The following is a 12,076-nucleotide window of genomic DNA, read 5'->3' as shown; positions in this document are numbered from 1 at the left end:
TATATTTTATAAATCTGTTTATTAGGCAGGGGATTGTTTGTTAATTTTAAAAAAATAAAAAAACATTTTTAAAAAAAGAAGGAATTTAACCACTGGTATGCAATATAATATATAGAGACACCACTGGTAAGCACCACTGGTTGAAGAGGAGAGATATTAATAATGACTCAAAACAAAATTAATCGAAATGATTCTAAATTTATTTATCAACAAATTTGCGATATTTTACTTAATAAAATAAAAAATAGAGAGTATAAAAAAGGGAATTTGATTCCGTCAGAAAGAGAATTAAGCAACGAATTGGAGGTTAGTCGGTATACTATTAGAAAAGCAATAGAGGAATTAGTACATCAAGGATATTTATATAGAGTCCAGGGTACAGGTACTTTTGTTTATGATACTCAGGGTGAAAAAAATAATCAGGATAATAAAAGCAAGCAAATTGGAGTTATTATGCCTTACACTGACGGTGTAAATATAGAAATTCTTAATGGGATTGAAAATGCTTTAGACGGCAGTGATTATACATTTATTTTGAAAGACCATTTTAATAATTATAAAAAAGAGGCTGAAATTATTCAATTTATGAAACGTCAAAAGGTTGATGGATTAATTATTAATGCTGCTGAAGATCAAAAAGATAGCACAGCTATTTATGATCTTAAGTCTGAAAACTTCCCCTTTGTTTTAGTTGATAGAAAGCTGCAGTTTTGCCATACCAGTTGTGTAATGGCAGACAATATAAATGGTAGTTATCAGGCAACAGAATATTTAATTCAATTAGGACATGAAAATATAATGTTTTTAAAAGGCCATTATTCTAATACAAGTACTATTGAAGACAGGATTACTGGATATCAAAGAGCTTTAAAAGAATATGGAATTGAAGAAAATGATGTTTTTACATATGACGATCAACAATCCAGAGATAAAATAAATGAACAAATTTTTAATCATATAGAAAAGCATAATATTACAGGAGTAGTGTGTGTAAATGACATTATTGTAATAGACCTAATTAAAATGTCTAGAGAATATAAAATTGAAATACCAGAGGAATTATCAGTAGTAAGTTTTGATTATACTGATAAAATCGAACATTTAGAAATCCAATTAACTACTGTAAATCAGCATTCAGATATTATTGGGCGAAAAGCATTAAACTTACTGTTGGAATACATAGAGGAAAATAATCAAGAAAAAGAAATACAACAAATTTATCAATCATGTAATCTTGAGATAAGAGATTCTTGTAAGTCTCTAGATTAGACTTTTTATATTTAAAATTTTCTGAAGACTTGTAATTTTTGCACAAAAATTATTATAAGTCTAATAACTTGCTTGAAAGGGGGCCCGGGAAGTTACTTACTATAGTAAAGGCGATTATTTCTAATTCAAAGAATAATAATAAAGGGGAGATTAACAATTATGAAGAAGAATATCTTATTTATTTTTTTAATGGTGATATTTTTAATGACGTCTGTTTCTTTTGCTCAAGACTATGAATTAGTTACACCTGAGAGAATTGGTAATCCCGATGCTGAGATAGTTTTAACTGCCAATATCCAGAGGTCCGATACATTATTTGCTGCAACAGAGAGCAGAAAAGAATATATCAGAGAAGCTGCTGCAGAGTGGGCAAGAGCTCATCCAAATGCTAGAATTGATGTTCAGGTGGCACCAACAGGTCAAATTTCGATGACAATGGCTACCCTGATGACTCAGGCAGAATCTGGTAATGCTCCTGACTTTGCTCATATTGATTCTTTCTGGGTAGGTAGATTTATTGATAGTGGCTATACTCGTTCTTTAAATGATTATATTAGTCAGGAGACCATAGATGATTTTTATGGTTTTACTAAAGATGTAGTTATGAAAGACGGAGAAATGCATGCTATCTGGGGTGAAACTGACGCTAGATTCCTTTATTACAGAAAAGATTGGGTAGAAGAACCACCTAGAACCTGGGATGAAGCAATCGATGTAGCTTTAAGAATGAAAGAAGAGAGAGGGGTTCATGGTTATCTTGCCTGGCTTGGCAGCTGGGAAGGAGCAGTTAATGGTAATGTCTGGCCTTCCTTCTGGGCTCAGGGTGGAGAAATGTTTGATGAAAATGGACGTCCTGTAATCGGTGAAGGAGAAAATAAGGAAGCTTTAGTAAATAGTTTAGGTTTTCTAAAAAGATTAATTGACACAGGAGCTGCTTCTGTAATGGCAGCTTCAATTACAGGCAGTGATCCATTATTAGCAGAGATCCGATCTGATAATGTAGCTATGGTTGCAAATGGAAGCTGGTTATATGGTCAAATTAATGACATTATTGATAATGCTGATGAAAAATGGGATTTTGTGCCTCTACCACAAATGGAAGCAGATCAACGAGCAAATAGTAATGGAGGCTGGACCTGGGCAGTTCTAAGTGATGATCCAGTTAAGCAAGAACTGGCTGCAGATTATATTATGAGAGTAGTAGGTAGTACAGAAGCAATGGCAGAAAGAACTAAAGTTTATAATTATCTACCTACCCGTGAATCTGTATATGTAACTGACCCTTATTTTTCTGAAAACGAACGGATGCAGAAGTTAAGAGAGTCTCTGGAATATGGTAACGCCAGACCTGCTAATCCACTTTATAATACAGTTTCTGATCTTACTCAAAGTGCATTAGGACGCTTATTGACAGGTCAAACAGATGATATTGAAGCTGAAGTTGATCAAATTCAGGCAGAAGCTTTAAATGCATGGGAAGAAAATAATTAATCAAAAAATACGGGGGCTTATTTTTTATAAGCCCTCGTTAAAACATTGCTGTTTAGGAAAGGATGAAAAATATGCATGATAATATAATGGAAAAATGGTGGGTCTGGATAATTCCATTAGCATTAGTTTTAGGTATTTTCTTTTTATATCCTTTATTGAATGTTATAAGGTTAAGTTTTAGTAATGCAACAATAAGTACTATAGAAGAAGGATTTACTCTTAGCAATTATATTTATATAGTCACTGGAAGTGACTTCTGGCAGGTAATGAAAGTTACCTTAATCTTTGTTTTTGCTTCGGTTTTTTTTCAATTAACAATTGGTTTGATTACAGCTTTATTAATGAATCAAGATTTATTTGGAAGTTCTCTGGTGAAATTGTCTATGATCACTGCCTGGGTAGTTCCGGGAATTATAACCGGAGTTATCTGGAGTATAATGTACAGCAGCAGTTCCTGGGGTATCTTAAATTACTTTCTTAGAATATTAGGTTTTAATCAAGTTCCATTTTTATATACTCCTTCCTGGGCTTTGTTTTCAGTAACTCTGGCCAATGTCTGGCGGGGTACCGGGTTTAGCGGAATTATGCAGTATGCTGCCTTAAGAGGAATTCCTGAGCAGTTATATGAAGCAGCAGCGATAGATGGAGCTTCAACCTGGCAGCAGTTTTGGAATATCACTATCCCACAGCTAAAACCGATGTTAATGATAAATACAATTTTAATTACTATCTATACTTTTAATACATATGACTCGATTTTTGCTCTGACTCAGGGTGGGCCGGGGAATAGTACAACTGTGCTCTCACTTGGTGCCTATAAACAGGTTTTTAGATATTTAAATCTCGGCCGTGGATCTGCCTATGCTGTGATTATGTTAATTCTTTCTGGTGCCTTTACCATATTATATGTAAATTTTATGGGGGATGATCAATAAGTGATTAAAAAAATCTCAATTTATATTTTATATGCGTTAGTTTCGATGTTTTTTTTGCTGCCAATTTTATGGACTATTTCTTTAGCTTTAAAAACAGCTTCAGAAATATTTGTTTTTCCGCCAACCTTTATCCCGGACGATATTACTTTTGATAATTTTTTATATGTCTTAAATAATACAGCAATGATTACTTACCTCTGGAACTCTTTTACACTAGTTATATATACAGTAGTTGGAACCCTGTTAGTTGCTATTCCAGCTGCCTATTCTTTTTCCAGATTTGATTTTAAAAATAAATCATTATTATTATTTGTGATTCTGTCATTCCAGATGATTTCTCCTATAGTTATTGGAATTCCAATTTATAGATATTATTCAAACTTAGGATTATTAAATAATTATTTTGGGCTGGCTATGGTCTATATAGCTATTCAAATTCCATTTGCAACCTTTTTAATCAAAGGAGGTTTTGATGCTATACCCAGAGAATTAGATGAAGCAGCTAAAATTGATGGAGCCTCAAGAATTCAATTGCTGCATAAAGTAATTTTACCAGTGGCTTTACCTCCGCTGGCCAGTGCTACTATATTTATTTCGATCAATGCCTGGTCTCAATTTTTACTGCCCTATTTACTGCTGAATACAACCAGCCAGTATCCGGTATCCGTAGGTATTTTAATGACCCAGGGGAACTTTCAGCAGATAAGTACTCACTATCTGGCAGCTGCCAGTATAATAGCATTATTACCAGCAATAATAATGGTTTTTGTTTTACAGAAATTTATACTTAGAGCTCTAACAGCTGGAGCAGTAAAGGGCTAAAAATATGCCTTTTAAATTTTGTGAAATTTAGATATGAGATATTTTCAAATTGTAAAAGCTGATTTTATTACTAAAAAATATAAAAATGGAGTGATTTATATGTTTATGAAAGAAGGAAAAATAGAACGATATTTAAAAGATTTAAAAGAAAATTTGGTTCAGGCTAGTAGTTTAATAGAAAAATTTGAAGTATATCCAGCAGAATTAAATAATAAAACCTTACCAGATTTTTCAAAAATGGAAGCAGAAATTCTTCAGGTTGGAGAAAGATGGGGAGGGGAAAATGTCTGCCGCTGGTTTAATGCTGAAATCTCCGTCCCTGAAGAATGGGATTTAAAAAAAGGAAAAGTTTATTTAGAAATTATCCCCGGGGAAGGTCATTATGGGAATTTAAGTGGTTCAGAATCATTATTGTATCTTAATGGAATGCCCTTGCAGGGCCTGGATAGAAGTCATTCTTTAGTTTTTTTAAATGAAAAAGAATTGAGTTCAAGTCCGGAGTTAAACATATCTCTTAAATCATTTAGTGGTTTAGAGGCCAAAAAGCATATTTTTAAAAAGGCTGCTTTAATTTATCGAGATAAAAATTTAGAAGACTTTTATCAGAGAGCCAAAGTTGTCTTTGAATCATTAAAAACTATGGAAGAAGGAGAAGATTTAAGGAAAAAATTATTAAGAACTCTCGATGCTTCTATAAATATCTTAGATTTTAGAAAAGTAAATTCTGAGGAATTTTTATTAAGTGCAGAAAAAGCTAATATTTATCTAAAAAAAGAGCTAGAAAAATTAAATGCATCTACAAAAGATAATTTACCAGCTATTACAGCAGTTGGACATTCTCATATTGATGTGGCCTGGCTCTGGCAGCTGCTTCATACACGCGAAAAATGTTCTCGTACATTTTCCACTGTTTTAAAATTAATGGACGAATATCCGGAGTATACTTTTGTCCAGACAATGCCTCAATTATATAAATTTATCAAAGAAGATTATCCTGATATTTATGCTAAAATTAAAGAAAAAATAAAAGAGGGTAAATGGGAAATCACAGGTGGAATGTGGGTTGAAGCTGACTGCAATGTTACTTCAGGAGAATCACTTGTCAGGCAGTTTATACATGGAAAGAAATTTATTAAAGAAGAGTTTGATGTGGAGTGGAATATTTTATGGCTGCCTGATGTTTTTGGTTATTCATGGGCATTACCACAAATAATTAAAAAAAGTGGTATGAAATACTTTATGACTACAAAAATTAGCTGGAGTCAATTTAACCGGCCTGAGTACGACACATTCACCTGGCGAGGTATAGATGGCACAGAAGTTCTGACTCATTTTATTACGACTCCAGAAATTCATAATGATTCACCTTTCTATACTTATAACGGAATTTTGAATCCTGAATCTGCTAAAGGGATCTGGGATAATTATCAACAAAAAGATATAAATGATGATCTGCTGCTTGCCTATGGCTGGGGTGATGGCGGTGGTGGACCTACCAGAAAAATGATAGAGTCAGGTAAAAAAATGCAGGAAGTTCCCGGAATGCCAAAAGTAAATTTTGGGAAATCTGAAGATTATTTTAAAAACTTAGCCCAAAAAATGGATGCAGAAAAAGAGCTGCCTGTCTGGGATGGCGAGCTATATCTGGAGTACCATCGTGGAACATATACCTCTCAGGCTGAAGTGAAAAAGAATAATCGTAAAGCTGAAATAAGGCTTCATGACCTAGAATTGTTTAATAATTTCAGTTCAATAAATAGTCAATTAGAATATCCTGCAGAAAGAATTAATCAAAATTGGGAGGTAGTACTGAAGAATCAATTCCATGATATTCTACCCGGGTCTTCAATTAAAGAAGTTTACGAAGATTCTAGTGCAGAATTCAAAGAATTATTTCAGGAAACTGAAACTTTATTAAATAGAAGTTTAGAAGAAATTGCCATTCAGATTGAAGGAACTGCTGAAAAAGTTGTTGTCTATAATTCTCTTCCCTGGTCAAGAGACGGATACCTGCAATTAAATGATAAAGAATATGAGATTAAGGATATCCCTGCCAGTGGTTATTATGCTGTTGAAATTGATGAAAACACTTTAGAGCCTGTTATTACAGATGATAAAAGAATAAAGAAAAGCTCAGCCAAAACAGCAGTCAGTGAATTAAAAGTTGGCGCTAATTCAATCGAAAATCAATTTTATAAAATAGAACTAAATAATAAAGGCCAGATTGTTTCCATCTATGATAAGGAATTTGAGCGGGAAATAATTACTGAAAATGGGACAGCTAATTTACTGCAGGCTTTTGAAGATCGTCCTATGAGGTTTAATGCCTGGGATATAGATATCTATTACCAGGATAAAGAATATGTAATAGATGACTTAAAAGAAATGGAAATAAATAAGGTAAATGATAAAGTAATAATTAATTTAGAATGGAGATTTTTAGATTCAACTATAAAACAGGATCTGATTATTTATGCTGATAAACGTCGAATTGATTTTGAAACAGAGGTTGACTGGCAGGAAGAACAAATTCTCTTAAAGACAGCTTTTCCTGTTGATTTAAGAACTACAAAAGCTAATTATGAAATTCAGTTTGGGAATGTTGAAAGAAATACACACTGGAATACAAGCTGGGATTATGCTAAATTTGAGGTTGTTGGACATAAGTGGGCAGATCTGTCAGAGGGAGATTATGGAGTAAGTCTTTTAAATGACTGTAAATATGGATATGACATAAAAGATCAAACAATGCGTTTAACATTAATTAAATCTGGTATTTATCCTGATCCTGAAGCAGATCAGGGGCACCACTCATTTACTTATAGTCTTTATCCTCATGGCGGGAGCTGGTTTGAAGCTGAAACTACAAAAGAAGCTTATGAGCTAAATTATCCTGTTCAACAGGTTAAAATCAAAGGTGAAGATGGAACTGAAGCAAAAGCAAAATCGTATATAGAGGTAGAGGAACAGAGTACAATATTAGAAACTGTTAAAAAAGCTGAGTATAGTGATGATTTAGTTTTAAGGTTTTATGAATATGGAAATAGAAGAGATACTGTAAAAGTAAAGCTAGATAATAAAATTAAATCTGTTGCTGAATGCAATCTGGTTGAAGAAAATATAGAAGAAGTTGAAAATAATGACTCTGAATTTACTTTTAAAATAAAACCATATGAGATTAAAACTTTCAGGGTTGAATTGGAATAGTGGTTAGCTGATTATTAACAACTAAATAAATAAAGGAAAAAGATATAAATGTAGAAATTATTTTGAGACAAATTTATTCAGATGTTTTAAAAAAGATAAAAGTTAGAGCCTGAAGATTAGTTGAAAGTCGTTATAATGAATTGAATATTAAATCTGGCTCTTAAGCAATAATATACTTTAAGGGCCAGATTTTTTAATATTATTTAAAAGATGTGTGAAAATTGATGTGATATCTTATTATTTAATTTGTTGTAATATATAACAAAAACTATCTCTCTGCCTCAATAAATTGAATTAACCTTACTATAAAAATTAATATTATTTGAGTCCATTCCCTTTAATTCATTAAAAAGAGATTTAAGTTCTTTGTTATTTAAAATTTCTTTGGAAATCTGAGTTTCACTAATTAAGTAATTATCATAATCATGAGCAAGTAAAGAGTCAATACTAGCCCCCAAAGCATCAGCAATTTTTTTTAATATCTTATATGAAGGTTCCCGCTCTTCACTTTCATACCCTGCAATAGTTGAACGTTTAACAACCAACAAGTTCTGCCAATTCATTTTGGGTAAAGTTTTTATTTTTTCTAGCTTTTTTTAAAATTTTCACCAAAAGTCATCGAGAAACACCTCCATTTTATCAGATAATCAAAATAAATAAAAAAATAACCAAAAAAACCTTGACAAAGTTCCAAATCATAACTATAATAAAATAGAAATGTGATAAATAGAAACTGTAATCCGAAATAAAAATAGACAGAGCTATCCCTGGGTTCTTCTAAAAAGGAGGGATTAGACTAATTAAATCAGGGTAACAGATTTCAGTGGGCACTGATCTGTTAAAATAATTACTTAATAATTATACCACAGTAGTACCATGTAAATTTGTGGAATTGACTTGTAGTGTTAAAAAGTCAGAATCTTGATAATAATTTATTTAGGCTTTAAAGTTCCCGGGAGTGATACTTGTGAATAAAAATTCTAGAGTAGAACAGAAAAATCTGGCAGAATAGCAACCTAGCGATAAAGTATATAAGTTTTTTAAACATAAGCAGGTAAGTGTAAAAGGACAGACAGAACAATTCCTGATTAAAATTGAAAAAATTAAATAATGAGTCTAACCTGGGGCCGTGGGCCGGGAAATTTATTTTCCTGGCCCTATTTTTTTATCTTCAAAGCATAAAATAAGCATTAATTTTAGTCAAAAACAATAAGGAGGGTCTTAAATGGCCAAAAAATTAACTTCAATCATATTTTTTGTTCTAGTCTTCTTTTTCCTATCTACCAGTGTAATGGCTCAAACTACAATCGAAATCTGGCATAGAGGAGATATGGCATATAATGAAGCTTATACTCAAATTGGAGAAAGATTTAATGAAAAAAATCCAGAAATAGAGGTGAATTTTGTTTTATATCCTCAGTTAGAAGACAAGTTAATAACAGCTGGAATGAGTGACAGTTTACCCGATGCCTGGATATTAGATAATGTCACCACAGGTAAATGGGTTACTAATGATTTTGTTAGATCAGTTAACAGAGATCAATTTTCGGATCAGATAATGGATGTTGCCTGGAAAACAGCTCAGGCAGGAGATGGAAAATATTATGCAATTCCCTGGTCGGTACAGGGGATGGCGATGTATTACAGAAAAGACTGGCTTGACAATTTGGGATTAGAATTTCCTGAAAACTGGGAACAGCTAATTAATGTTACTCAAAAGTTTACTAATGCTGATCCAGATCAGGATGGAGAAGACAATACTTATGGAATTGGCTTATATGGGGCCAGCACCAGGGGTTATGGTTACTGGACATTACAGAACTTTTTGTGGCAGGCTGGTGGAAGTCTGATAAAAAATACTGGTAATGGAAAGTTTATTTCCAATCTGGATACTGATGCAACAGTTAGGGCACTGGAGTTTTTACATGATTTAGTTTATAAATATGAAGTAGTACCGCCCGGGGTGAGTGCTGCTCAGTCTACAGAAGTATATTCTTCCTTTCAGAATGGACTGGTAGGGATGGTTTTCCATGCTAATTATAAAAATAGTGCTTATACAAATGCTCTGGGTAGAGAAAATGTGGGGGCAGCCATCATGCCTGCTGGATCCGCCGGGAGTTTTGGTCTGGGTGAAGGAGAAAACATATATATCAACAGCAACACGGAAAAATATGATGAGATAATAAAGCTAGCACAGTTCATGACTACAACTGATATTCAGAAATTTGGTATGCAGATTACTCCTTCCAACCCGGTCCGGCTTTCTGTAAGAAAAGATATCGATATCGCTAAAGTAACTAATAATCCTTTAGACAAACCTTTCCAGGAAGCATTTTTAAATAATAAGATAAAGTATCCGGAGAATATACCTGATTATTATCCAATTAAGATTATTGCTGCAGAATTAATGCAGGAGGTATTTCTGGCAGAAGAAGCTCCCAATTATGAGCAGTTAATAGAGGAATATGATCAAAAAATAAATGAAGAATTGGAAAACCAGGGAGTACTGGCTGAATAGTTAGTTCTAACAATAAGTATATACAAAGCGGGATATTTCAATCCGCTTTGTATATAACTTAAAAAGGTGGTATTAATGAAGAATATTAAAAAGAAAATGTTGAAATACAGAACCCCGATCCTATTTGTTTTACCGGCAGTGATCTTTTTTACTGTATTTAAAATTTTCCCGATTTTAAATTTATTCTGGTTAAGTGTGCATCAGGTTGGCAGAGATGTAGGCGAATTTGTAGGAATGCAAAATTATATCCGCTTATTTAGTGATGAAGTATTCTGGTTAGCATTAAAAAACACAACTATAATAGTAATTTTAGTGGTGATTTTTGGTACAGTATTTGGCTATTTTGCTGCCTTATTATTAACCGAAGATTTTAAAGGGCAGAAGCTCTTTCGAACTTTGTTTTTTATTCCCGTAGTTACAACAGTATCTATAATTGCCGTTGTCTGGAAGATGATGTATTACCCAGGGGAATCCGGAATGCTCAATTCTCTGCTTTCCTATTTAAATATACCAGCCCAACAGTGGCTGGCAGATCCTGACATAGCATTATATGCTCTAATTGTTCCCTTGATCTGGCGAATAATTGGTTATAATATGATGATTTTTATTGCAGCTCTTAAAGGTCTGGATCAGAATCAGTTAGAAGCAGCAAGAGTAGAGGGAGCAAACTGGTGGCAGAAACTTATTTATATAATAATTCCTTCTACTAAATATGCGATAAATATGGTATTAATTTTAGCAGTTTTAAGAACTTATAAGGTTTTTGTTCCTGCCTATGTAATGACTTCGGGAGATCCTCAGCATCGAACGGAGACTATAGCAACCTGGATCTACAAGCAGTCATTTAGATACTGGGATATGAGTTATGGAGCAGCGCTGGCAGTGGTATTATTTTTAATCATTATGTTCATAACTGTGATGCAGAAGAAGTTTCAGAGTCAATAAATTCAGGAGGGATTAAATTGATATTTCTCGAAGCTAAAGAAGAAACGTCTATTGTTAAATTTGTAAAATATTTTATTTTGATACTGATTTCTATTTTTATGATTTTACCTTTTTTATGGATGCTCAGTGCATCATTTAAATCTCCCGGAGAAATAAGTCTTTTACACTACACCTTAATTCCGGAAGATTTTACTCTGAGTAATTATTTTTATGCACTGACAGAACTTAATATCTGGCGCTATTTTTTGAATAGTGTTATTGTAGCTTTCTTTGGAGTTATCATGCAGACAGTAGTTTGTTCTCTGGCGGCATATTCTCTGGCCAGATTTAATTATCCAGGTTCAGTATTTTTGCTAACTGTTTTTATTGGCACAATGATGCTGCCTGATGCAGCCTTAATGGTACCTTTATTTAGAATATTAAGGACTTTTTCTTTAATTAATAGTTATGCAGGAATGATCTTACCTGTTATTCCCTGGGGTTTTAGTGTTTTTATGTTAAGTGAATTCTTTAAAGAAATCCCACCGGAATTAGAGGAATCAGCCAGGATAGATGGTGCTTCTTCACTGCAGATTTTTATTAAAATAATTCTTCCTTTATCCAAGCCAGTTTTTGGGGCAGTGTTCATATTTTCCTTTATCATGGTCTGGGATCAATTTATTATTCCCCTACTTGTTGCAAACTCGCAATCAATTATGACCCTTCCTTTATGGCTGGCTAATCTATCCAGTGAAACATCAAGTAATAGGACAATAGTGGCTGCTGCAACAACTCTGGCTACCATACCTTCGATTATAATTTTTATGTTATTTCAACGCAACTTTATTCAGGGACTTACTTCCGGAGCTGTTAAGGGATAGATATATTTTATAAATACCAGAGCTTAGAT

Annotated in this window: 9 protein-coding genes; 8 read left to right on the top strand and 1 reads right to left on the bottom strand. The window is 33.1% G+C overall.

What is annotated here, in order from left to right; translation table 11 throughout:
* The first annotated feature begins 162 nt into the window (after nucleotides 1-162).
* The 5 genes from C7958_RS00415 (at nucleotide 163) to C7958_RS00395 (ending at nucleotide 7,724) form a co-directional block, all read left to right on the top strand.
* Nucleotides 163-1,269, top strand: a complete 1,107-nt coding sequence (locus tag C7958_RS00415) for a GntR family transcriptional regulator (protein ID WP_111570690.1) — start codon at nucleotides 163-165, stop codon at nucleotides 1,267-1,269.
* A 159-nt stretch (nucleotides 1,270-1,428) separates the two neighbouring features.
* Nucleotides 1,429-2,760, top strand: a complete 1,332-nt coding sequence (locus C7958_RS00410) for an extracellular solute-binding protein (protein ID WP_111570689.1) — start codon at nucleotides 1,429-1,431, stop codon at nucleotides 2,758-2,760.
* Between the two features lie 71 nt (nucleotides 2,761-2,831).
* Complete coding sequence (locus tag C7958_RS00405; RefSeq protein ID WP_166668465.1) at nucleotides 2,832-3,695, top strand: carbohydrate ABC transporter permease; 864 nt, start codon at nucleotides 2,832-2,834, stop codon at nucleotides 3,693-3,695.
* Nucleotides 3,696-4,517, top strand: a complete 822-nt coding sequence (locus C7958_RS00400) for a carbohydrate ABC transporter permease (protein ID WP_243834265.1) — start codon at nucleotides 3,696-3,698, stop codon at nucleotides 4,515-4,517. It begins immediately after the preceding gene.
* Between the two features lie 99 nt (nucleotides 4,518-4,616).
* Entirely contained in the window at nucleotides 4,617-7,724 is a 3,108-nt protein-coding gene (locus C7958_RS00395) for an alpha-mannosidase (protein ID WP_166668464.1), read from the top strand.
* A gap of 281 nt (nucleotides 7,725-8,005) precedes the next feature.
* On the opposite strand, the gene C7958_RS00390 is transcribed toward C7958_RS00395, so the two are convergent.
* Nucleotides 8,006-8,269: a helix-turn-helix domain-containing protein gene (locus C7958_RS00390; RefSeq protein ID WP_166668713.1), complete on the bottom strand. Its 264-nt coding sequence runs from the start codon at nucleotides 8,267-8,269 to the stop codon at nucleotides 8,006-8,008.
* 680 nt (nucleotides 8,270-8,949) lie between these two features.
* Between C7958_RS00390 and C7958_RS00385 the strand changes: the two genes are divergently transcribed.
* The 3 genes from C7958_RS00385 to C7958_RS00375 all read left to right on the top strand — a co-directional run bounded on the left by C7958_RS00385 (nucleotide 8,950) and on the right by C7958_RS00375 (nucleotide 12,047).
* Entirely contained in the window at nucleotides 8,950-10,242 is a 1,293-nt protein-coding gene (locus tag C7958_RS00385) for an ABC transporter substrate-binding protein (protein ID WP_111570685.1), read from the top strand.
* 75 nt (nucleotides 10,243-10,317) lie between these two features.
* Nucleotides 10,318-11,187, top strand: a complete 870-nt coding sequence (locus tag C7958_RS00380; RefSeq protein WP_111570684.1) for a carbohydrate ABC transporter permease — start codon at nucleotides 10,318-10,320, stop codon at nucleotides 11,185-11,187.
* 17 nt (nucleotides 11,188-11,204) lie between these two features.
* Nucleotides 11,205-12,047, top strand: coding sequence for a carbohydrate ABC transporter permease (locus C7958_RS00375; protein ID WP_111570683.1), 843 nt, complete (start codon nucleotides 11,205-11,207; stop codon nucleotides 12,045-12,047).
* The last annotated feature ends 29 nt before the right edge of the window (nucleotides 12,048-12,076 follow it).

This window comes from Halanaerobium saccharolyticum (assembly GCF_003259895.1).
Lineage (GTDB): Bacteria > Bacillota > Halanaerobiia > Halanaerobiales > Halanaerobiaceae > Halanaerobium > Halanaerobium saccharolyticum_A.
Note: the sequence above shows the minus strand (reverse complement) of the source record. Positions and strands in the feature narration are given on the sequence as shown.

What these genes read in the sequence shown, in the direction of transcription:
- C7958_RS00415 (WP_111570690.1), top strand. Translation starts at nt 163, where the DNA reads ATGACTCAAAACAAAATTAATCGAAATGATTCTAAATTTATTTATCAA.
- C7958_RS00410 (WP_111570689.1), top strand. Translation starts at nt 1,429, where the DNA reads ATGAAGAAGAATATCTTATTTATTTTTTTAATGGTGATATTTTTAATG.
- C7958_RS00405 (WP_166668465.1), top strand. Translation starts at nt 2,832, where the DNA reads ATGCATGATAATATAATGGAAAAATGGTGGGTCTGGATAATTCCATTA.
- C7958_RS00395 (WP_166668464.1), top strand. Translation starts at nt 4,617, where the DNA reads ATGTTTATGAAAGAAGGAAAAATAGAACGATATTTAAAAGATTTAAAA.
- C7958_RS00385 (WP_111570685.1), top strand. Translation starts at nt 8,950, where the DNA reads ATGGCCAAAAAATTAACTTCAATCATATTTTTTGTTCTAGTCTTCTTT.
- C7958_RS00380 (WP_111570684.1), top strand. Translation starts at nt 10,318, where the DNA reads ATGAAGAATATTAAAAAGAAAATGTTGAAATACAGAACCCCGATCCTA.